Here is a 21,794-nt window from a genome sequence, read left to right as displayed (position 1 = left end):
GGAGCTCGTCGATGCGAAGGGTAGCGTCAGGCGAGCCATCCTCTGGTTGCGCGTCATGCGATGGTTGGGTGCCGCCCGCGAGGGCCGAAAAACTGGGCACGGCCCCGCGGATAAGTCCTTCATCGCTTGCGCAAAAATTGCGCAGCCCTACATTTCACCTGCCGGGCCTCGAGGGGCAGGCAGCCTTGACGTGGTGACTGATGACGTCGATTGCCGATCGCCTTGCCGGACCGTCTGTCCCCGGAGCCACTGCAGCGCCCGCGCCGGGCGCCGAGTCGGCCGCGGCGGCGAGCCCTGCTGCGCCCGCCAGCAAGGCGACTGCGTCCAAGATCAGCTTCCCCGCCGTCGGCGAGCGCGAGCTCAGGCTCGACCTGTTCCGCGGGCTCGCTCTGTGGCTGATCTTCATCGATCACCTGCCGCCGAACATCCTGACCTGGTTCACGATCCGGAACTACGGCTTCTCCGACGCCACCGAGATCTTCATCTTCATCTCCGGCTACACCGCGGCGTTCGTCTATGGACGGGCGATGGAGGACGCCGGCTTCATCGTCGCCACCGCGCGCATCCTGCGCCGCGTCTGGCAGATCTACGTCGCCCACGTCTTCCTGTTCACGATCTTCCTCGCCGAGATCTCCTACGTCGCGACCAGCTTCGAGAACCCGCTCTACACCGAAGAGATGGGGATCATGGACTTCCTGAAGCAGCCGGACGTCACGATTGTTCAGGCGCTCATCCTGCGCTTCCGGCCCGTCAACATGGACGTGCTGCCGCTCTACATCGTGCTGATGCTGTTCCTGCCGCTGATCCTGGCGCTGATGCGTTGGCGCCCGGATTTCACCTTGGGGCTGTCGGTTGTTCTGTACGCGGTCACTTGGGAGCTTGATCTCTATCTGTCCGCCTATCCCAACGGGTTCTGGGCCTTCAATCCGTTCGCCTGGCAGCTGCTGTTCGTATTCGGCGCCTGGTGTGCGCTGGGCGGCGCCAAGCGGATGTCGCGGATCCTCAACTCGCCGATCACGCTCGGCATCTGCGTGGCCTATCTCGTTGCCGCCTTCTTCGTCACGCTGACCTGGTACATCCCGCAGCTCGGTCATCTGATGCCGCGTCTTATCGAGCAGTGGATGTATCCGATCGACAAGACCGATCTTGACGTGTTGCGGTTCGCGCATTTCCTCGCACTCGCAGCACTGACCGTGCACTATCTGCCCAAGGATTGGCCGCTGTTGAAATCGCGCTGGCTGCGCCCGCTGATTGTTTGTGGGCAACACTCGCTGGAGATCTTCTGTCTCGGCGTGTTTCTGGCCTTCGCGGGCCACTTCGTACTTGCCGAAGTATCAGGCGGCGCCATGATGCACGCGATGATCAGCCTGTGCGGCATCCTCGCCATGTGGGGCGTTGCCTCGCTGATTTCGTGGTACAAGCGTGAGGCCGATAAGGGTGCGGCGCGAAAAGGTGTGCGCGCCAACGCCGATCTGGCGGGAGGGGGCTGATGAAGTCCGTCTCGTGGTTAAGGTTTGGTATCGCGGCGCTGGCGGCTTCGCTGGCGGTGTCGGCTCGCGCCGAAGATGCGCCGCAGACCTGCGAGGTGCCGGCCTACCTGCTCACGACCGAGAGCCCGCTCCCGAAAGTCGCCGAGGCTGTGAGGAACGGCCGCGCACTCGACATTCTGGTGGTTGGAAGCCGCTCGTCGACAATCGTGAGTGCGTCCGACGGCAATGCCTACCCCGCACGGTTGCAGTCGGCCCTGAAAGACAAGCTGCCATCCATCACCGTCAATGTCAGCGTCGAGCTGCAGCCAAAGAAGACGGCCGAGGAAATCGCTGGCAATCTTGTTAAACTCGTGGAAGGAAAAAGGCCTAATTTGGTCGTCTGGCAGACTGGAACGGTCGATGCCATGCGATCGATCGATCCTGATGAGTTCCGCCAGGCGGTCAATGACGGTGTGGCGACGCTGCAGAACGCAGGAGCTGATGTCATCTTGATGAACCTGCAGTACAGCCCGCGGACGGAAACGCTGATCTCCGTGCCGCCTTACATCGACAACATGCGGGTGGTGGCGCAGCAGCGCGACATCCCGCTGTTCGACCGCTTCGCCATCATGCGGCAATGGAACGAGCAGGGAGATTTCGACCTGTTCAATCCGACGCACGGGATCGAACTGGCCAAGCAGGTCCACGACTGTCTCGGACGAGCGCTGTCGAAGTTCATCATCGATGCGGCGCATCTCAGTCCGGCGCAGCAGAACTAGGACTCGTCGTTTTCATGACTTTCAGTCGTTGCCACCGCGTATCCGGGCCATGGGAGAAGCTCTCCGTCGTCGCTGCCATGATGTTCGCGCTCTCGGTGATCCCGCAATGGGCGCATGCGCAGAGCGCTGCGCCGTCGCCGTCGGTCCCCGACGCAGCGGCCGCTCCGATCGACGAGCTCCGACCGACGATCGGTCACATCACGGTCGCTCAGGCCGGCAATCAGGGACCCGGCCAGATCGCAGCCGTGCACCCGTCGGCCGGGGCCAATCAGGCGCCGGCAACGCAGCCGGCGGCGACGGCCTCGGACGCCAATGCGCCGGCCGCAGCAGCGGCGCCATCCGCCGCGGCAGGGCAGCCGCCGTCCCGGAGCATCACCGAGCGTGCCATCGACAAGGTCAAGCAGGTCGCCAAATCGGCGTCCGACATCTTCAACCGCGTGCCGTGCCTGCCGCCCAAGGGCGTGGCGAAGAAGAATTTCATCTCGCTGCCGCACGTCGCCAACAAGCTCGCCTCCGGCCTGCCGGTGGTCATCGTCGCCTTCGGCTCGTCGTCGACGCAGGGCTTCGGCGCGAGCGGGCCGGACTACACCTATCCGAACCGGCTCGCCGCGCAGCTGCGTCGGCAATATCCGATGGCCGACATCAGCGTCATCAATGCCGGCGTCGGCGGCGAGGATGCGCCGGAAATGATGAAGCGGTTGGAGACGTCGGTGATCGACCGCCACCCGGATCTCGTGATCTGGCAGGTCGGCACCAATGCCGTGCTGCGTGGCCTCGATCCGACCGACACCGCCAAGCTGGTCGAGGATGGCGTCGCCAAGATCCAGGCGGCGGCGTCCGACGTCGTGCTGGTCGACCTGCAATATTCGCCGCGCGTCAACGAGCGATCGGAGAACGCCAGCCGCATGAACATGCTGCTCGGCCGCATCGCCGAGCTGCGTCACGCCGGCATCTTCCCGCGCTTCGAGGTGATGCGCGACTGGCACGAGCGGCAGGCGATCCCGATGAACGAGTTCGTGATCTCGGACGGCCTGCATATGAGCGACTGGGGCTACGCCTGCTTCGCCCAGCTGCTCGGCGACGACATCATCCGCTCCGTCGGCCAGGTGAAGCTCGGCGTCAACGCCCCGGCCGACGTGCTGACCTATCGGCCGATGTGATCAGGGGGCGAGTAGCGAGTTGGGAATGGCGAATAGGGGATCAGATCATCTACTCGGTACTCCCTATGCGCCACTCGCTACGCGGCCTTCAGGGCCGCGTCGAGATCCTCGATCAGATCATCCGCATGCTCGAGCCCCGCGGAGAAGCGGATGAAGCCCTCGCTGATGCCGAGCTCGGCGCGCGCCTCCGGCGTCAGCCGCTGATGCGTGGTGGTCGCGGGATGCGTGACCAGCGTCTTGGAGTCGCCGAGATTGTTCGAGATCCGCGCGAGCCTGAGCCCGTTGAGCGTGCGGAACGCAGCGGCCTTGCCGCCCTTCACCTCGAAGCCGACCAGGGTCGAGCCGGCACGCATCTGCTTCCTGACCGTCGCCGCCTGCGGATGGTCCTCGCGGCCCGGATAGATCAGCCGCGAGATCTTCGGATGCGCGGCGAGGAAGTTGGCGACCTTTCCCGCCGTATCCGTCTGTGCGCGCACGCGCACCGCAAGCGTCTCCAGGCCCTTGAGCAGCACCCAGGCGTTGAATGGCGAGATCGACGGGCCGGTCTGGCGCATGAAGTTGTGGATGTGCTCGGCGATGAACGCCTCAGACGACAGGATCACGCCGCCGAGGCAGCGGCCCTGGCCGTCGATATGCTTGGTCGCGGAGTACACGACGACATCGGCGCCGAGCGCCAGCGGGCTCTGCCAGATCGGCGTCGCGAACACGTTGTCGACGATCAGCCGCGCGCCATGGGCATGCGCGATCTCGGCGATCGCCGGAATGTCCATGACGTCGAGGGTCGGATTGGTGGGGCTCTCCAGGAAGAACGACTTGGTGTTTGGCCTGACCGCCTTCTGCCACTGGTCGAGATCGAGCCCGTCGACCAGCGTCGACTCGATGCCGTAGCGCGGCAGCAGGTCCTCGACGACGTAGCGGCAGGAGCCGAACAGCGCCTTGGCCGCGACGACGTGATCGCCGGCGCGCAAGGGGGCCAGGATCGCGGTGGTGACCGCGGCCATGCCGGTCGCGGCCGAGCGGCAGGCTTCGGCGCCTTCGAGCTCGATCATCCGGCGCTCGAACATCGCGGTCGTCGGGTTGGAGAACCGCGAATAGATAAAGCCGGGATCCTCGCCCTTGAAGCGCGCCTCGCACTCCTCGGCGCTGGCGTAGACGAACCCTTGCGTGAGGTAGAGCGCCTCGGCGGTCTCGCCGAATTCGGACCTCAGGCCGCCGGAATGCACCAGTCGCGTTTCAGGACGGTAGTGAGAGAACGACGCCGGGGCCTTCGCGGAGGACTTCGACGCAGGAGAGTTGGACGCAGGAGAATTGGACATGTGACCTCCATCGTGACCACCGCTGTCAGCGCGATGAGCACAAAAAAACCGGCCTGGGAAAACTCCTCACGGCCGGGATCACAATCGTCCCCGGCCTGTTTAGCGACTTATTTAACGTGGCTGCAAGCCGGCCGGCTCAAATCACCACGGGATAAGTCGTGCTCTTAGTCTCCCCTGGCCTTTCCGTCAAGCCAGCCATCGGATAACCGGTAAAAGAAACCTATATAGGCTCGCATAGCCGCCATGCCGGCGCCTGCAAAGGATCAGGTCTTGCCGTTTTCGCTTCCCGCCGACGCCCATGGCATCCTGCCCGACCGCATGATCGTGGCGATGGCCGAGGCTGGCCTGATTATCCCCGAATACGATTTCGTCGAGAGCCAGATCCAGCCGGCGAGCCTGGACCTTCGGCTCGGCGATGTCGCCTATCGGGTGCGGGCGAGCTTCCTGCCGGGACCGGGATCCACGGTCGCCGAACGCATCGACGAATTGAAGCTGCACGAGATCGGGCTCGCCGACGGCGCGGTGCTGGAGACCAACTGCGTCTACATCGTGCCGCTGCTGGAGAGCCTCGCGCTGCCGAAGGACATCGTCGCCGCCGCCAACCCGAAGAGCTCGACCGGGCGGCTCGACGTGTTCACGCGCGTGATCGCCGACGGCACCCGCCGCTTCGACATGATCGGCGCCGGGTATCACGGCCCGCTCTATGCCGAGATCAGCCCCAAGACGTTTCCAGTCTTGTTGCGCGAAGGCTCCCGCCTGTCTCAGGTCCGCTTCCGCTACCGCGACGCGGTCTTGTCCGAGGACGAGCTGATCGCGCTGCACGAGGCCGAGCGGCTGGTCGACCGCGACGATGCCGATCTCGCCGGCGGCGTGGCGCTGTCGGTCGACCTGTCCGGCAGCAATGCCAACGGCTTCGTCGGCTACCGCGCCAAGCGCCATACCGGCGTCGTCGATGTCGATCGCCGCGGCGGCTATCCGGTGGAGGAGTTCTGGGAGCCGATCAAGGCGCGGCCCGATGGCAGCCTCATCCTCGATCCCGGCGAGTTCTATATCCTGGCCTCAAAGGAAGCGGTGCAGGTGCCGCCGGACTACGCCGCGGAGATGGTGCCGTTCGATCCGCTGGTCGGCGAATTCCGCGTCCACTATGCCGGTTTTTTCGACCCCGGCTTCGGCTATGCCGGCGCCGGCGGGCAGGGCTCGCGCGCGGTGCTCGAGGTGCGCTCGCGTGAGGTGCCGTTCATTCTCGAGCACGGCCAGATCGTCGGCCGCCTCGTCTATGAGAGGATGCTGGCGCGACCGAATGCGATGTATGGCAGCCGCATCGGCTCCAACTACCAGGCACAAGGCCTGAAGCTCTCCAAGCACTTCCGCCTGTAGAGCCGCGGCTGCGCGCGACGCGCGCACCCCCCTTGCGTTCGCCGCACGGGGGCACCCTGGCACGATGTGCTAGGAACGAACGACAAGAAGCCGCGACGCGAGCGCGGCGTACGCGGGGAGCGAACATGTCCGAGATCGGCCTGGCCGACACTCCGGTCGGCGAGGGGCGGCCGGTGCCGCCCGTGAAGCCGGCGCGGAATGCGGTGGCCGACGGCCCGATCCTGAAGACACTGCTGTCGCTGGCCTGGCCCAACCTCATCGCGAACTCGGCCGGAACCTGCGTCGTCATCGCCGAGACCTCCTATATCGGCCGCCTCGGAATCGAGGCGCTGGCCGCGATGGCCCTGGTCTTCCCGCTTGTGATCCTGACCATGACGATGTCCGGCGGCGCCATGGGCGGCGGCGTCGCCTCGGCGATCGCGCGGGCGCTCGGCGCGGGGGAGACCGAGCGCGCTTCGACACTCGCTTCGCACGCGCTGCTGATTGCATTGTCGTTCGGTGCGACCTTCCTGGTCGGCATGCTCGTGTTCGGACCCGCTCTGCTGGAAACACTCGGTGGCCGCGGCGCGGTGCTGGACCATGCTGTCGCCTATCTGCAGATCTTCTTCGGCGGCGCGATGCTGCCGTGGCTGATGAACTCGATGGCCGGCATTCTGCGCGGCACCGGCAACATGAAGCTGCCGTCGTTCATGATCCTGAGCTCGGCGATGCTGCAGATCGTGCTCGGCGGCACGCTGAGTCTTGGCCTCGGGCTCGGGATGCGCGGTGTTGCTGCCGGCGCTCTGCTGGCCTTCAGCGTCAGCATCTCCGTGATGGGCTGGTACCTGTTCTCGGGACGTGCGCGGGTGCGGCCGAAGCTGCGGGGGCTGAAGATCAGCTGGGCGATGTTCGCCGACATCCTCAAGGTCGGCGCGGTCGCCTGCTTTTCGCCGCTGCAATCGGTGCTCTCGATCGCGATCTTCACGCACATGCTCGCGGGGTTCGGCACCGCAGTGCTCGCTGGCTACGGCATTGGCGCCCGGCTGGAGTTCATGATGACGACGGTCGGCTTCTCGATCGGCATGGCCTCGGTGCCGATGGTCGGGATGGCGATCGGCGGCGGAAACATCGCGCGCGCCCGCCGGATCGCATGGACTGCGGGTCTCGTTTCTTTCTCCGCAATGGGCGTGCTTTCGACGATCATCGCGATCGTTCCGCAGCTGTGGGTCGACATCTTTACCCAGGATGAGAGCGCGCGCAGCGCGGGCCGGCATTATCTGCAGATCGCGGCCCCGATGTACGCCTTCATCGGTCTCGCGATCGCAATGTACTTTTCCTCGCAAGGCGCAGCCAAGGTGATCGGCCCGGTGCTGGCGCAGACGGCGCGGCTCGTCTTCATCGCCGCCGGCGGGAGCTACCTGCTGAGCCATGCCGCGACCGAAGGCCAGTTCTTCACGCTGGCCGCGGTGTCGATGGTCCTGCTCGGCGTGCTGACGCTGACCAGCGTCATGCTGACCCGCTGGGGCCCGCAGCCGACCGCGCTGTCGTTGCACCCGGCCGGCGTCGCGGCCGAGCAAGGCTCCGTTTCGCGGTGAGACGTTGTAACCGCGCCCATCTCAGCCGCCCTTCGCGAAGGCGTCCTGCATGGCCCGCGCGCCGAGCTCCATCTGCTGGGCGATGTAGGGTGCGATTTCATGCGGCAGCACGTCGGTGATCCAGATCATCCGGCAGCGCTGCTCGCCATCCGCGATGATCTGCATCGAGGCGTTGTGGTGGGTCACGCGCTCACTTGCTGCCGCGTAGACGAGCCTACGACATCGGTCGTCGCAGTCGACGAGGCGCTCGCGCACCGCATTGCCGTTGGCGAAGCTCACGGTGCGGATGTCTCCGTCAAGTCGGGTGTCGACCACGAATCCCGGCGCCAGTCTGGCGTGAACCGCGCCGAAATCACGGACAGCGTCCCACACAGCAGCGGCGGGAGCGGCGATTGGGATGTCTCTCTGGATCGATGCCATCAAATAGTCTCACTGGGACATGGCTTCGATGTTGTTGCCATCGGGGTCGATCAGAAACGCCGCATAGTACGTCGGACCGTAGTCCGCGCGCGGTCCTGCGCCGCCATTGTCGGTGCCGCCGGCCTTGAGGCCCTCGCTGTGAAACCTGGCGACCGCAGTATGATCGTTCGCGCGGAACGCGATGTGCGCAGCCCCCTTGGTTGAGGTGGTGTCGAGATAGAGCCACAGGGCTGGTTCGCCCTTCGGGCCGAGGCCTGCCGAGGTCTCGTCCTTGCAGCAGAGGATGTGCCCGAGCGGCGCGAGCGCGGCCGTGTAGAAGCGGACGCTGGCGTCGAGATTGCGGACCCTCAGGCCGATATGATCGTACATCGATGGTCTCCCTGTTCAGATGCGCGGGAGCCATCTCACCGGTACCGGCCGATCCGATCTTGGAAAATCTTGCGGTCGCCTCGCGAAGCCTTGCGGAATTTCAGCGGAGACAAACCGGCGGCGCGGGTGAAGGTGCGGGTGAAGTTGGACAGATCGGCGAAGCCCGTGTCGTAAGCGATCGTGGTGACGGGCGTGTCCGACTCGCTCAGGCGCCGCGCAGCACGCCGCAGCCGCGTTCGGATCAAATATTGATGCGGAGTGACACCGATTGTCGCTGCGAACAGGCGCAGGAAGTGGAAGGGGCTGACGCCGGCTTCGCGCGCCGCATCCGCGAGAGCGATGTCGTGCTCCGAATTGTCGTCGATCCACAACGCGCTGTCGACTGCGCGCCGACGATCGCGGAGGCTCAACGGCTCGGGCCGCGTGGCTTCGCCGCTCACGGCCTCGACGAAGCGGCTCGCGATGACATAGCCGATCTCATCGAGGCCGACAGTCTGGTCTCGTGCGGTCACCGCCTGCGCCAACTCGCCGAGCACCATGAGCTGCGGCAACGGCGGCACGGCGCCGGTCTGCCACACCTGTTTTCCGCCGCCGACTTCCTCGACGACCGCGTCATCAAAGAAGAAAGACAGACACTCGTCGCCGCAAACGTGATCATGCGTGCACATGAACTCGTCGCCCGGATATCCGACCAGCAGGGCGCCCGTCACCAGCTCGAAGAAGCGGCCGCGATGGTGGCAACCAAAGCTTCCCTTGCGCACGTAGGACAGCGAATAGCCGGCATATTGCTCGGCGAACGGCTGCTCGCCCACGGTCGCTGCACAGCGAAACTCTGAAACGGCGAGCGATGGACTATCGAACAGAAGTGTCGCGGTCATCCGGAAGATTTAGGTGGCTGCGCGAGGAAGACGAGGGCACCGTGCGGATATTCTTGCACGATGCGCGCTGGCTATGAGGCCCGTCGCCGGTCCTCGGCCAACAGGGCGTCGAACAAGGTCAGGCCCGCTTGCGGCCCTGCGCCCTCCAGCGACAGCAGGCGGCGCTTGGAGATGATCCCGCTGTTCGGCGATGGCTTGTCGAGGCCGTTGCCTACGTCTCGGACGCGGTGGCAGGGCACGATCAGCACGAACGTATTCTTCATCAGCGCCTGGGTGATCGAGGTGAGCGCCTTCGGGACATGCAGCTCGGTCGCGAGTTCGTCCGCGCTGCGGGTCTCGCCGCGCGGAATCGCGCGGATGGCCTCATAAACGCGCTGGTTGAAAGGCGTGACGCCGCTGAGATCGAGAGTGACGCCGGAGAAGTCGACCGGCTGCCCGCGCAGCATGGCCGTGACGCCCGCAATGGCGAGTTCAGTATTCGAACACGGGCGTTGCTCGCGTGCTTCCGGAAACTGCCGAAACAGCCGCCGCCGCGTCTCGATTTCCCGCGCTTCCGGCAACTGCACGCCAGTGACGCCAGCATCACTCCAGGCAATGCCGCAACGGCCGAGGGCCGTATCAAAGATCGTATACCCACGCCCCATGACGCCACCCCAACCCACACCACAATCATTCGCCCGCATCAACTTTGTTAACAGTTTGTTAACAGCGCGGCGCGACCGGGGCGGGTTTGCCCTGATTTGGGTCGTGGTTGTCAAGCGCCCTCTCATCTCTTCTCTGTTGGTGCCGCCGCGATCGGGTGCGGCGCAGCACGCGCACCCCGCGGTTCAGCCGCTCGCAAAATCAGGATCATGCGCGAGCCAGAGCTCCAGCAAACTGAGAAACGTCACGGCGACGCCGACGCCGACGCTCACATGCATCGCCGGGGTATGGACGAAGCCGAGCAGCCATGGCGCGGCGATCAACCACGATCTCACGGCCGTCTTCAGCCACTCCTCCCAATCGGCAAACGCCGTGAGGCCTGCGATGGATAGCGCAATCACGGCTCCGCCCGCGATCTCCGCATCGAGCCGACCCGCGGGACGAACAAAGGCGAACAGCCACGGCGCGAGCGCCAGAAACGCGCCGCAGGCCAGTGTGTAGAGGTCGAGAGCCGACGGGCCGGATAGGATCGCCAATGTTTTCGATGCAGGGGCTGTCTGGCCTGCGGAGCTGTCGTTGAGCATGATGTGGACTCCCTGGACATGGCCGAGTCGGTGGCCGGTGGTCCGTTCCGCAGTCGCCGACGGGCACAGGATGCGACGGCAAAAGCAGCGGTCCAACGAACCGTTCCGGTTGCGCATTGCACGGACGATCACGTTCGGGCGATCCAGCGGGGCCCTCGGGTTCCGGTGCCGATAGCTCGATGGCGCCCCGGCAGAAAGCCGCTTGGCGAAACGCCTCCGCTCGGCTAAGCATGAAACCGCGCGGGCGTAGTTCAATGGTAGAACGGCAGCTTCCCAAGCTGCATACGAGGGTTCGATTCCCTTCGCCCGCTCCAGCCAAATTAGTTACTCGCACATATAAGACTTTGTCGCGTCGGTCCCCGCGCTGCTCGACGCAGCACGACCGCGGCGCGCGGGCATTCACGTTGACAGGCCTTGTTATCGATAACATAATCGCCCCAGCATGAATGAAAGCCAGCAGGCGGAGGAAGCATCGTGGCGGTCGGCTTGTTCGATCTGACGGGGCGGCGCGCCCTGGTGACCGGGTCCTCGCAAGGCATCGGTCTTGCGCTCGCACGCGGGCTGGCGGACGCTGGCGCTGAGGTCGTGCTCAACGGCCGCGATGCAACCAAGCTTGCTGCGGCGGCCGCAGCGATCAAGGGAGCGCGCGTGCTCGCCTTCGACGTCACCGACCACGCCGCGGCGCGCGCGGCCGTCGACCGCTTTGAGGCCGAGATCGGGCCGATCGACATTCTGGTCAACAATGCCGGCATGCAGCACCGCGCGCCGCTGGAGGAGTTTCCCGAGGACGCGTTCCAGCGCCTGCTGCAGACCAACATCGCCTCTGTGTTCAATGTCGGCCAGGCCTGCGCGCGGCATATGATCGCGCGCCACGCCGGCAAGATCATCAACATCGCCTCCGTGCAGACCTCGCTGGCGCGGCCGTCGATCGCGCCGTACACCGCCTCCAAGGGCGCGGTCGGCAATTTCACCAAGGGCATGGCGACGGATTGGGCCAAGCACGGTCTGCAGGTCAACGCCATCGCGCCGGGCTACTTCGACACGCCGCTCAACGCGGCGCTGGTCGCGGATCCCGCTTTCTCCGCCTGGCTCGAGAAGCGCACGCCGGCGGGGCGCTGGGGCAAGGTGGAGGAACTCGTCGGCGCCTGCATCTTCCTTGCCTCGGCCGCATCGTCGTTTGTCAATGGCCATGTGCTCTATGTCGACGGCGGCATCACTGCCTCGCTCTGAGGCACGCTGTCGTCTCATCCCCCGTGTTGCTTGCGGAGTGCCGTCATGAGTCGTGTTGTCGCATTGATCGGCGCAGGCGCCATGGGGGGAGCGATCGGGGCGCGGCTGGCGCAGACCGGAACCCGCCTCGTCGTGTTCGATCTCGATGCGGCCAAAATCGCGGCGCTCGTTGCGCAGGGGGCAACCGCCGCTGCTTCGGCCGCGAAGGCGGCAGCGGAAGCCAGTGCCGTCATCCTCAGCCTCAACTCGCCTAAGATCGTGCGCGCAGCCGTATTCGGCACGGACGGTGTCGCCGCTGGCGCGCGCAAGGGCACGCTCATCATCGATATGTCCTCGATCGATCCCGACGCGACGCGCGCGCTCGCGGCGGATGCCGCGGCTGCAGGCCTGCGCTGGGTCGACAGTCCGCTCTCGGGCGGCGCGCCCAAGGCCGCGATCGGCCAACTGACCTGCATGGCCGGCGGCGAGGCTCCCGATGTCGCCGACGCCCGCGCGGTGCTGGCCGAGGTCGCGTCGAACTACACGCATATGGGGCCGAGCGGTGCGGGGCAGGTTACAAAGCTGATCAACCAGGTGCTGTGCGGCCTCAACTTCATGGCGGTGGCCGAGGCGACCGCGCTGGCGCAGGCGGCCGGAGTCAATGCGGCGAAGATCCCGCAGGCGCTGCGCGGCGGGCGAGCTGATAGCGCCATCCTGCAGGAATACATGCCTCGGTTCGTGACGCGCGACTATCGTCCGACTGGGCGGATCGACAACATGGTCAAGGATCTCAATGGCGCGCAGGATCTTGCGCGGCAGACCGGAATCGCGATGCCGATGACCGCCGTTTGCGCCGAGATCCATCGGCTGCTCACGGCGGTCGGGCTCGGCGCGATGGACCAGGCCGCGCTGATGGAATATTGGGCGGCGCGAACGCCGCCCGAATGATCGTGTCGCGTCAGTTAGTCCCATCTAGGTTCCATGGGCGTTGACGAAGATCGCGTAGAGCGACGTCTGCGCGGTGATGTAGAGCCGGTTGCGCTTCGGGCCGCCGAAAGTGACGTTGGCGACGATCTCGGGCACCGGGATGCGGCCGATCAGCATGCCGTCGGGCGCGTAGATCGCGACCGCATCGCCAGTCGACGTCCAGATGTTGCCGCCGCGATCGACGCGGAAGCCGTCGAAGAAGCCGGCTGGCGAGGTTGCGAAGACCCGGCCTTTGCCGACCTCCGTGCCCGTTGCCGCCACGTCATAGACGCGGATGACGGCTGGCAGGTCGGGGACGTGCGTTGCTCCGGTGTCGGCGACATAGAGCAGGCGTTCGTCGGGTGAGAAGGCGAGGCCGTTCGGCTTGACCATGTCGGTGACGACGGCCGAGACGGCGTTGCTGGCCGGATCGAACCGATAGACGTTGCTGGCGCCGATCTCGCTTTTGGCCGCGTGGCCCTCATAGGCGCTGTCGATGCCGTAGGTCGGATCGGAGAACCAGATCGTGCCGTCCGACTTCACCACAGCATCATTCGGCGAGTTGAAACGCTTGCCCTCGAACTGGTCGACTAGCCCGGTCCAGTTGCCGTCGTGCTCCAGCCGCGAGATGCGCCGGCCGCCATGTTCGCAGGCGATCACGCGCCCGAGCGCGTCGCGCGTATGGCCGTTGTGATAGCCGCACGGTGTCTCGAACACCGACACGGAGCCGTCGGTCTCGTCGAAGCGCATAATGCGGTCGTTGGGAATGTCCGACCACAGCAGCGATTTTGCGGCGGGTACATAGACGGGGCCTTCCGCCCAGCGGCAGCCGGTCCAGAGCTTTTCCAGCTTGGCATGGCCGATGATCAGGGCGTTGAAGCGCGGGTCACGGATGTCGTAGGTGCTCATGGCGTCGAGCTCTCCGGCTAGATGCGATCAGTCGGTCGGCAGCGGGAAATCGTCGGCCTTGAACACGGTGTGGAAGATCGAGCCGTCGAACATCTCCATCAATCCGCCGGTCACCTCGCGGCTCTCCGCGCGCACCGGTGAGGCCAACGCCTGCTCGATCGCCGCATGCGAGGGATAGCGGATCGCCAGCACCATCTCATAGCGCTGCGCATCGCTGTCGCTGTCCTCCTGGCGCAGCACGCGGACCTCCTCGGCGCCGGGAAAGCGCGTCCACAGCGGCACCAGCTTGTCGCGGACATAGGCGGTGAACTCGGCCTCGCGGCCGGGCTTCACGCGGCCATTGAAGAAAGCGCAACGGATGTACATCGGCATCTGCTCGTCGGTAGGAGAAAGGGGATCGGCGGCCGGTGTGGTGCCGGCCGCCGGGAATGTGTAACTCGCAACCTGTGTCGCCCTGCACCACCGTCACCCCTCACCCTGAGGAGCCTGCCCAAGGCGGGCGTCTCGAAGGGCGAGGCCCAGACCATGCGGCTTGGGGCCTCATGGTTCGAGACGCTTCGCGAGGGCGACGCTCCTCACCATGAGGGGTGAGTTTCGAGCGTGGCGCTGCACGTTAGCGACGAACAGCGAGCTCGTGGAGAGGGAGCCATGGTCTTTCCTCCGTCATTGCGAGCGAAGCGGAGCAATCCAGAGTCCCGCCCGCCACCCTGGATTGCTTCGCTACGCTCGCAATGACGGAGGAAGCAATCTTGGTGCATTTGCGTACGGAGGGGAGGACAGGTTTGCAGCCTCGTTGTACTGACTCGTTCTGCAGCGCCGAGACCGGCGCTGCACGATGACCTTGCTGGAGAGCTGTTACTCGAGCCCCCAGATCTTCTTGTAGGCGTTGCGATAGCCGTTGCCGGGATCGAAGGTGTTGGTCGGGCCGCCGTCGAACTCGACATTGGCCTTGGTCACCACGTGCAGCGGCGAGACGTAGCCGGACCACTTCTCTCCGGCGATGGCGCGGTTCAGTTCGTCGACCAGCTGCCAGCCCTGCAGGTTGAGCGGCTCGGCAACCGTCACGGCTTGGTAGGAGCCGGAGCGGATGCGCTGATAAGCGCTCTCGGAGCCGTCGCCGGCGGCGACGTTGACCGGCGCCCCGGTGCCCTTGATGCCGGCCGCGGCGAGCGACGGTGTCATGAAGTCGTAGTAGAGGTCGTTGATCGCCAGCGAATGCGTCCACGCCGCGCCGTGCTTCTGCAGCAGCGAGGTGGTGAGCTGCGGCATGCGCGTCGAGGTCTCGGCGATCGGGGTGTCGACCCATTCGAGCACCTTGCCGCCGAGGCCTTCGATGACCTCCTTCATCTTCTTGGCCTTGGCGATCGCGATCTCATAGGTCGAGTCGGTGAAGATGATCACGCCGGGCTTGCCGTTGGCGTCGACGAAGGCCCAGTTGGCGGCGGCGGTGGAGACGGCCATCGGATCGGTGGTCACGTTGGCGAACACGCCGGCGTCCGCGACCGGTCCGATCACGGGCGCCGCATGCCACGACACCATCGGAATCTTCGCAGCCTTGGCGGCCTCCATGCCCGGCTTCTGCTCGACCGCGTCGAAGCCGCAGATCACGAGCCCATCCGGCTTCAGGGTCATCGCCTGGCCGAACGCCGCGGTGCGGCCGGACACCGAGCCGGCGCCGTCGAGCGTGCGCACGGTCCAGCCGGCGGCCTTGGCGGCCTCCTCGATGCCCTTGGTGACGCCGAGGACGCCGCCATTCTTCATGTCGGAGGCGAGCACGACGATGGTCTTGCCCTTGGCGATCTTCGGACCGGTGGTCGGGCCGTCCCATTTGTCGACCTTCGAGGCGTATTTCTCGATATAGGCCTTGGCGTCGCCGAGCGGATCGGCGTGGACGGCTGACAGGCCGAAGGCGAGACCGGCGGCGATGGCGCCGGTTCGTAGCAATGTGTGCAACATGGATAGTCTCCCTGGTGTGATGCGGGTCCGGTCGAAAGCCGGACTTGTTGTCGCGACCGGCGCCGCGCCGGCCACGTAGTCCTCTCGAAATTCGTTCATCCTTTCGGCTCAGGCGCTCCCATCGGCAGCTTGGCGACTGCGCCGCGCTTGCGCTGGGCGTAGCCGGCCATGCCGATCGCCGCGAGCAGAGTAACGCCGTTGAACAGCGGCTCGACCCAGAACGAACCGCCGAACTGCTGGATACCGGCGATGCCGACCGCGAGCACGGCGACGCCGATGATGGTGCCCCAGACATTGACGCGGCCAGGCTTGATCGTGGTGGAGCCGAGGAAGGCGCCGACCAATGCCGGCAGCAGATATTCGAGGCCGACGCTGGCCTGGCCGATGCGCAGCTTCGAGGCCAGCAGCACGCCAGTGACGGCGGTCAGCGCGCCCGAGGTCATGAAGGCGCCGACGGTGAAGCGCTGCACCGGAATGCCGTTCAGCGCGGCCGTCTTCGGATTGGCGCCGATCGCGTAGATGTAGCGGCCGAGCGGCAGATATTCGAACACCAGCCACATCGCCAGCGCCAGCGCGAGCACATAGAAGCCGGTGATCGGCAGGCCGAAAATCATCTGGCCGTTGAGTGCGAGAAAGCCTTCCGGCAGCATCGCGACGACCTGGCGGCCGCCGGTGTGCCACAGCGCCAGCGCATAGAGCACGGTGCCGGTGCCGAGCGTGGCGATGAAGCTGTCGATGCGGGCGACCTCGACGAGGAGGCCGTTGAGCAGTCCGGTGATGGCGCCGAGCGCGATCACGATGAGCACGGCGGCGGGCCAGGGCAGGCCGAGTGACGTCTGCAGGCTGATGACAAGGATGTGCCAGAGCACGATGCCGTAGCCGACGGTGAGATCGATCTTGCCGGCGGCCATCGGGATCATCGCCGCCAGGGACAGCATCGCGATGATCGACTTGTCGGAAATGATCGAGCGCAGGTTCAGCAGCGTCGGGAAGGTGTTCGGCAGCAGGAGCGAGAACAGCACGATCAGCCCCACCGTGATGATCGGCAGGCCGTAGACCGGCAGCATGCGCGAGAACTTCTGCGGCAGCGAGGCGCCGGCGAGATCGGCGCGCGTCGGCTCCAGCGCATTCGACTCGATCGAGTTCATTCCCATCCCGTTCCTCCCGGCGAGCTCTGAGCGGCCCGCTCCGACTTTGTTTACGCGGCCTCGGAGGCCGAGGCGGCAGTGATCAGCGCTTCCGTCGTCAGCGCGTCGCCTGCGATCTCGGCGATGATCCGGCCACGGTTGAACACCAGCGCGCGGTGGCAGATATGCGCGACCTCCTCGAAATCGGTGGAGACCACGACCACGGCGAGGCCCGCGGTGATGGCGCGCGCGATCAGCCGGTAGATCTCCGCCTTGGCGCCGACATCGACGCCGGCGGTCGGATCTTCGGCGACCAGCAGCCGGCGCCCGGTTGCGAGCCAGCGTCCGACCACGACCTTCTGCTGGTTGCCGCCGGACAGGCCCTCGATGGCGAGATGCGGATCGTTCGGCCGCAGGCCAACCTGGGCGCCGAGCTTCACGGCCTCCTCCGCTTCACGCCCTGGCGTCAGCACGTCGAACAGGCCGCGCCCTGACGCCCCGGGATTGAGGAAGGCGTTCTCGCGGATCGACAGCGAGGCGGCGATCGACTCCTCGGTGCGGTCGCGCGCGACCAGGCCGATGCCGCTGGACATCGCCGTGACCGGGCTCGACAGATCGGGCGCAGCGCCATCGATGTGGATCTCGCCGCGATGCGCCACTGCGCCGAACAACGCGCGTCCGACGTCCTCCTGGCCGGCGCCGCGCAGGCCGACGAGGCCGAGCAGCTCGCCCTCGCGCACCTCGAAATTCACCGGGCCGGCCTTGGGCGTGATCAGGTTGCGCACCGTGACGCGGGTCTTGCCGGTGTGCGCGGCGGCCTTCTCGAACATGTCGACCAGGGGCCGGCCGACGATCAGCCGCACCAGCTCCTCCGGCGACGTCGCGGCAATCGCGGTTTCGCCGACCAGCTCGCCGTCGCGTAAGACCACGACGCGGTCGGCGATGCGGAAGATCTCGTCGAGCCGGTGCGAGACATAGATCATGCCGACGCCCTGCGCGCGCAGCCGCCTGAGTGCGGTGAACAGCCGCTCGACCTCGTCGGCGGGCAGGCTGGCGGTGGGCTCGTCGAGCACCAGGAAATCGCAATTGACGACCAGGGCGCGGGCGATCGCGACCAGCGATTTCTCGGTGCGCGACAGGCTCGACACCCGCGTGCTCGGATCGATGTCGCAGCCGACCAGCGCCAGCGCCTTCGTCGCGCGCGCTTCCGCGGCGCGCCAGTCGATCAGGCCGAACAGCGATTTGCGCGGAAAGCCCTGGGCGAGGCCGACATTCTCGGCGACGCTCATCCATTCGATCAGGCCGAGATCCTGATGGATGAAGGCCACCGGTTGATGGTCGCCGCTGCGGCCGCCGGGGGCGTGCTGATAGGGCTGGCCGGCGATCGTCACCGCGCCGGCGTCCGGGCGGTGGATGCCGCCGAGCACCTTGATGAGGGTGGATTTGCCGGCGCCGTTCTCGCCGAGCAGCGCGACGATCTCGCCGCGGCCGACGTCGAAGCTCACGCCCTTGAGCGCGCGCGTGCCGCCGAACGACTTGACGATTCCCTCGAAGCGCAGCGCTGCCGACGCCATCGCTCATCCTCCCGGGCCGGCTTGCGCTGACGGCGAGGACACCCCGACCGCCGCCCAGCCCTGATCGATTTTTGTTATCGATAACATCGTAGCGGTCCCCAAGACCCTGTCAAGCCATGCGGATCAGGTGCTTTCGCGCTCGATGACCTCGAACGGCACGATCAGGGTCGAGGGCGCCGGCGTGCGGTCGTGCTGGACGTCGTCGAGCGCATTCAGAAGCACGCGGCCGGCCTCGCGGCCGATGTTGCGGCAATCCACAGTGACGGTGGTGATGCGCGGCCAGGCGCAGCGCGACACCTCGAAATCGCCGAAGCCGGCGATCGCGATCCGGCCGGGCACCGTCCAGCCGCGGCGATGGCACTCCATGATCGCGCCGAAGGCGGAGAGGTCGGAGACGCAGACGGCGGCGTCGACATCGGGCCATTGCTGCACCAGATGCACGATGGCCTGGCCGCCTTGCTCCATCGAGATCGGCGGGTTGCCGAACGAGATGGTGCGGCCGACCGGGAGCCCGAGCTCCTCGACCGCGCGGGTGTAGCCGAGCCTGCGGTCGGCGCCGCGGGTGTCGCGCCGGCTGGCGCCGCCGATGAAGCCGATGTTGCGATAGCCCTTCTGATAGAGCCGGTGGACGAGTGCGCGCGACGCCTCGGCATTGGAGAAGCCGACCACATGATCGATTGGATCCGCTGGCAAATCCCAGGTTTCGACGACGGGAATTCCGGCGGATTGCAGCATGCGCCGCGCCTTCGGCGTGTGCCGCCCGTCGGTGACGATGATGCCGTCGGGGCGGCGCGTCAGCATCGCCTGGACCAGTTGCTCCTCCTTCTCCATGTCGTAGTCGGTGTAGCCGAGCAGCATCTGCAGGCCCTGGCCCTCGATGACCTCGGTGATGCCGCGGGCGGTGTCGGAGAAGTTGGAATTGTTGATCGAGGGCACCAGCACGGCGACAAAGCCGGTGCGTTTCGACGACAGCGCGCCGGCGGAGAGGTCGAGCACGTAGCCGAGCTCGTCGACAGCGGCGAGGATCCTGCGCCGCGTCTCCTCGGAGACGGCGCCATCGCTTTTGAGCGCGCGCGACACCGTCATCGCCGACACGCCCGCCCGCGCCGCCACCTCCGCCATGGTTGCGGCCCGCTTCGGGATCGGTCGGGTGGTCGGGCGTGTGGGCTTCATCTCATTCGGTCTTCTCGTCGCGTGCGCGCCGCCCACGCCGAATGGATCTCGATCGCGCAGGGCTTCGGCGGGCCGGGAGAGGATACATCGCTTACGATATCGATAACAATCGGGTCCGACGGCGGTCCAAGGGCTGCCTGGCGGTTGGGACGATCGCATGCGGAAAAGGGCAATCGCGGCACGGGCAGCCGCCCATGCGGGCGCTCGACAGGACGATGGTGAGGGCCCGGTCCCTCGTCTAGCCCCGCTGTCGTCCCTGCGAACGCAGGGACCCATAACCACCGGCCCCTTTGGGACGATGACTGGGAGTGCCGGTTCACCCGCGAGATTCCGCGGTATGGGTCCCTGCGTTCGCAGGGACGACAGCGGAATGTGGGGGAAGCGCTCCCGAACGTCCGCGAGGACAGAAACGGCAGGGGAGGGGCGATCCAGGAGGAGTGATCGTCGGGACACGTGTCATCGCCCTCTCGCGGCGCCGATGCGTCCGAGGCTTGCCGGTCGTTCCGCCCTCGAACGAGGAGAGGGCGCGGAGAATGCCGGGCGCTGGCCGCACCCATGGCCCGCCTGCAGCAAAAAAAGCAGGCGGCAGTCACCACAGGTTCAGCCGAGGACACCCGGCATTCCCCGCGCGATGGTTTTCACGCTTATGGCGCGCTCTCCCCGGTGTCCGGCTGTTTAGCCACCGTCGCCCTCGGGATCATCACCCGAGGACTTGGCGCCAGCTTCGGGGCGCCAGGACCACGCGTCTTCACGTCCGCAAGGCACTGTTCGTCGTCGGGCATCACGCCCGCTGCAGCACGCTCACGGCCACCGCATCTCCGGCCCCACGTCTCGTGACGATCGCGAAGCGCCCCTCTCGCGGGCCGGGATGAGTTGGAGATAATCATGATTTCCGAAAAAATGAAAGATATTTATTTTTCACGGAAGTCGTCGATCTTTGGAGGTGCGTTGCCGTAGGGTGGGCAAAGCGACGCCGCAAGGCGGCGCGTGCCCACCGTTGCGACCGGGAAAACGGGGGGCACGATGCGCCCGCGGCGTTGCCACGTGCGCCTCTTTGCCCACCCTACGGCGTCGCGTGTGGTGAGGCCGCCGGGCGCTTCGCGTAGATCGCTTCGATCTCCTTCGCGAAGGTCCGTTCGATCGCCGGGCGCTTGTTCTTCAGGGTGGGCGTGATCAGGCCGGCCTGGATGGTCCACGGCTCCAGGGTCCAATGCACCGCCTTCGGCGTGGCGTAGGACGGATAGGCCTTCACGGCGCGGGCGATGTGGCGGAGCAGGGAGGCGGCTTCGGCCTCGCTGCCGCGCTGGCCGTGGGCGGCGAGGCGCGCCTGCTGCTCGGCCCAGCCCTTGGGATTGAGCACGACGATCGCGGCGAGGAACGGCCGGTTCTCGCCGATCACGATGGCCTGCTCGAACAAAGGGTCGGTCAGGATCGCCGTTTCGAGATCGGCGGGTGCAATCTTCTCGCCGGTCGAGGTGACCAGGATGTCCTTGATCCGGCCGGTGATGGTGATGCGCCCGTGGTCGATGCGGGCCTGATCGCCGGTGTGCAGCCAGCCGTCGACCTCCTTCACGCGCGCGGTCTCCTCGGGCTTGTGCCAATGGAGGCGATGATTGCGCCGCTCGCGCGTCGAATCGATTACGTCCGAGGTCATCTCATTTGGCATGACCAAACTGTAAGTTGCCGTCTCCGCGCGCAAGGCCTACGCCGCTGCGCGCAGAGACGATGCGGGGGATTTGCGTCGCATGTTGTCCGATACCTGGAAGTTGATCGCGGTGGCGATCTGTCTGGTCCTGTTCACGGCGGATACGGTGTTCAAGCCGCAGGCCAAGCCCAATCGCATGGTGTTCTTCGAGCTGCATCGCGGCGACAGCCCGATGATGATCGGCATGATGCGTGACGATCTGCTCAAGCTGCCCGGACGTGGCGCGAGCCGGATCCGCAACGCGCTGTCCCGCGGCGAGCCGTTAACGGTCTGGCAATATGAGTTAAGAAAGACTGAAGACGGCAGCTATCAGGAAGTGCCGTCGCGGCAGATCCAACTCGTCGCGGCCGATGCGCCGCTCGTCACCTTCGGCGCGACGGTGCGTCTTCCCAACGATTAGTTCGCCGTCCGACGGCGTGTAAGACCATCGGCCCGCGACGGCGGTGCGGGCTCGCTGCCGATCGACCCGGTGCGTCGCGCGCGCATCGGCGGCGCCGAGCCCGGTGCCGGCAGGACCGGCCGCCCCCTGTTGCCGACGGGTCCCGTGATTCCACGGGCTTTGCTGCGCCGCCGTGATCCGAAAGCCGCGCTCGTGGGCGAATCATGC

General features: G+C 66.2%; 20 protein-coding genes, 1 tRNA gene, 1 pseudogene and 1 riboswitch. Of the genes and pseudogenes, 9 read left to right on the top strand and 13 right to left on the bottom strand.

Translation table 11 applies throughout. From position 1 onward, the window contains the following. The first annotated feature begins 200 nt into the window (after nucleotides 1-200). Genes BRADO_RS31460 through BRADO_RS31450 form a run of 3 tightly spaced genes read left to right on the top strand, consistent with a single transcriptional unit; the run spans nucleotide 201 to nucleotide 3,408 of the window. Nucleotides 201-1,490, top strand: a complete 1,290-nt coding sequence (locus BRADO_RS31460) for an OpgC domain-containing protein (protein WP_012030237.1) — start codon at nucleotides 201-203, stop codon at nucleotides 1,488-1,490. Beyond that, nucleotides 1,490-2,248 (top strand): SGNH/GDSL hydrolase family protein, encoded by a 759-nt coding sequence (locus BRADO_RS31455; RefSeq protein WP_012030236.1) that lies wholly within the window; start codon nucleotides 1,490-1,492, stop codon nucleotides 2,246-2,248. Before BRADO_RS31460 ends, BRADO_RS31455 begins: the two co-directional genes overlap by 1 nt. A 14-nt stretch (nucleotides 2,249-2,262) precedes the next feature. After that, entirely contained in the window at nucleotides 2,263-3,408 is a 1,146-nt protein-coding gene (locus BRADO_RS31450) for a GDSL-type esterase/lipase family protein (protein ID WP_012030235.1), read from the top strand. Nucleotides 3,409-3,485: 77 nt separating this feature from the next. On the opposite strand, the gene BRADO_RS31445 is transcribed toward BRADO_RS31450, so the two are convergent. Then, the gene (locus BRADO_RS31445; protein ID WP_012030234.1) at nucleotides 3,486-4,724 is read right to left on the bottom strand and encodes an O-succinylhomoserine sulfhydrylase; all 1,239 of its coding nucleotides are present in this window, start codon (nucleotides 4,722-4,724) and stop codon (nucleotides 3,486-3,488) included. Between the two features lie 78 nt (nucleotides 4,725-4,802). Further along, nucleotides 4,803-4,882: riboswitch (SAM riboswitch) on the bottom strand. Nucleotides 4,883-4,994: 112 nt separating this feature from the next. Between BRADO_RS31445 and BRADO_RS31440 the strand changes: the two genes are divergently transcribed. Both BRADO_RS31440 and BRADO_RS31435 read left to right on the top strand, forming a co-directional pair. Then, entirely contained in the window at nucleotides 4,995-6,101 is a 1,107-nt protein-coding gene (locus BRADO_RS31440) for a 2'-deoxycytidine 5'-triphosphate deaminase (protein ID WP_041757885.1), read from the top strand. Nucleotides 6,102-6,226: 125 nt separating this feature from the next. After that, complete coding sequence (locus BRADO_RS31435) at nucleotides 6,227-7,675, top strand: MATE family efflux transporter (protein ID WP_012030232.1); 1,449 nt, start codon at nucleotides 6,227-6,229, stop codon at nucleotides 7,673-7,675. A 21-nt stretch (nucleotides 7,676-7,696) separates the two neighbouring features. Here the strand turns inward: BRADO_RS31435 and BRADO_RS31430 are convergent, their stop codons facing one another. The 5 genes from BRADO_RS31430 to BRADO_RS31410 all read right to left on the bottom strand — a co-directional run bounded on the left by BRADO_RS31430 (nucleotide 7,697) and on the right by BRADO_RS31410 (nucleotide 10,568). Then, nucleotides 7,697-8,095 carry an SRPBCC family protein gene (locus BRADO_RS31430; RefSeq protein ID WP_012030231.1) on the bottom strand — a complete coding sequence of 133 codons (399 nt, stop codon included), beginning with the start codon at nucleotides 8,093-8,095 and terminating at the stop codon, nucleotides 7,697-7,699. 9 nt (nucleotides 8,096-8,104) lie between these two features. Continuing rightward, nucleotides 8,105-8,464, bottom strand: a complete 360-nt coding sequence (locus tag BRADO_RS31425; RefSeq protein ID WP_012030230.1) for a VOC family protein — start codon at nucleotides 8,462-8,464, stop codon at nucleotides 8,105-8,107. A 35-nt stretch (nucleotides 8,465-8,499) separates the two neighbouring features. After that, a complete protein-coding gene (locus BRADO_RS31420) occupies nucleotides 8,500-9,342 on the bottom strand; it encodes an AraC family transcriptional regulator (protein WP_012030229.1) in 843 nt (280 codons plus the stop codon). A gap of 71 nt (nucleotides 9,343-9,413) precedes the next feature. Then, nucleotides 9,414-9,986: a methylated-DNA--[protein]-cysteine S-methyltransferase gene (locus BRADO_RS31415; protein ID WP_012030228.1), complete on the bottom strand. Its 573-nt coding sequence runs from the start codon at nucleotides 9,984-9,986 to the stop codon at nucleotides 9,414-9,416. Between the two features lie 183 nt (nucleotides 9,987-10,169). Next, a complete protein-coding gene (locus BRADO_RS31410; RefSeq protein ID WP_012030227.1) occupies nucleotides 10,170-10,568 on the bottom strand; it encodes an SPW repeat protein in 399 nt (132 codons plus the stop codon). A 240-nt stretch (nucleotides 10,569-10,808) separates the two neighbouring features. Here BRADO_RS31410 and BRADO_RS31405 point away from each other — a divergent pair. From BRADO_RS31405 to BRADO_RS31395, 3 genes are all read left to right on the top strand, one after another. Then, nucleotides 10,809-10,882 (top strand) — tRNA-Gly (locus BRADO_RS31405). A 160-nt stretch (nucleotides 10,883-11,042) separates the two neighbouring features. Continuing rightward, complete coding sequence (locus tag BRADO_RS31400; protein ID WP_012030226.1) at nucleotides 11,043-11,798, top strand: SDR family oxidoreductase; 756 nt, start codon at nucleotides 11,043-11,045, stop codon at nucleotides 11,796-11,798. Nucleotides 11,799-11,843: 45 nt separating this feature from the next. Further along, nucleotides 11,844-12,725, top strand: a complete 882-nt coding sequence (locus BRADO_RS31395) for an NAD(P)-dependent oxidoreductase (protein ID WP_012030225.1) — start codon at nucleotides 11,844-11,846, stop codon at nucleotides 12,723-12,725. A 24-nt stretch (nucleotides 12,726-12,749) separates the two neighbouring features. Here BRADO_RS31395 and BRADO_RS31390 read toward each other — a convergent pair whose 3' ends face one another. From BRADO_RS31390 to BRADO_RS31360, 7 genes and pseudogenes are all read right to left on the bottom strand, one after another. Beyond that, nucleotides 12,750-13,652, bottom strand: coding sequence for an SMP-30/gluconolactonase/LRE family protein (locus tag BRADO_RS31390; protein WP_012030224.1), 903 nt, complete (start codon nucleotides 13,650-13,652; stop codon nucleotides 12,750-12,752). A 27-nt stretch (nucleotides 13,653-13,679) separates the two neighbouring features. Then, a complete protein-coding gene (locus BRADO_RS31385; protein WP_035638303.1) occupies nucleotides 13,680-14,018 on the bottom strand; it encodes a hypothetical protein in 339 nt (112 codons plus the stop codon). 489 nt (nucleotides 14,019-14,507) lie between these two features. Beyond that, entirely contained in the window at nucleotides 14,508-15,608 is a 1,101-nt protein-coding gene (locus BRADO_RS31380; RefSeq protein WP_012030223.1) for a substrate-binding domain-containing protein, read from the bottom strand. Between the two features lie 95 nt (nucleotides 15,609-15,703). Beyond that, nucleotides 15,704-16,756: an ABC transporter permease gene (locus BRADO_RS31375; RefSeq protein ID WP_041757192.1), complete on the bottom strand. Its 1,053-nt coding sequence runs from the start codon at nucleotides 16,754-16,756 to the stop codon at nucleotides 15,704-15,706. A gap of 50 nt (nucleotides 16,757-16,806) precedes the next feature. Further along, a complete protein-coding gene (locus tag BRADO_RS31370) occupies nucleotides 16,807-18,309 on the bottom strand; it encodes a sugar ABC transporter ATP-binding protein (protein WP_012030221.1) in 1,503 nt (500 codons plus the stop codon). Nucleotides 18,310-18,432: 123 nt separating this feature from the next. Then, on the bottom strand, nucleotides 18,433-19,389 hold the full coding sequence (locus tag BRADO_RS31365; protein WP_012030220.1) for a LacI family DNA-binding transcriptional regulator: 957 nt from the start codon (nucleotides 19,387-19,389) through the stop codon (nucleotides 18,433-18,435). A gap of 1,156 nt (nucleotides 19,390-20,545) precedes the next feature. Further along, a pseudogene (locus BRADO_RS31360) lies at nucleotides 20,546-21,085 on the bottom strand (long-chain fatty acid--CoA ligase); the annotation flags it as partial. 142 nt (nucleotides 21,086-21,227) lie between these two features. Here BRADO_RS31360 and BRADO_RS31355 point away from each other — a divergent pair. Then, on the top strand, nucleotides 21,228-21,587 hold the full coding sequence (locus BRADO_RS31355) for a hypothetical protein (RefSeq protein ID WP_012030218.1): 360 nt from the start codon (nucleotides 21,228-21,230) through the stop codon (nucleotides 21,585-21,587). Nucleotides 21,588-21,794: the final 207 nt, after the last annotated feature.

The sequence above is a fragment of the Bradyrhizobium sp. ORS 278 genome (assembly GCF_000026145.1).
Classification (GTDB): domain Bacteria; phylum Pseudomonadota; class Alphaproteobacteria; order Rhizobiales; family Xanthobacteraceae; genus Bradyrhizobium.
This window is presented reverse-complemented; position numbering and strand designations above follow the sequence as displayed.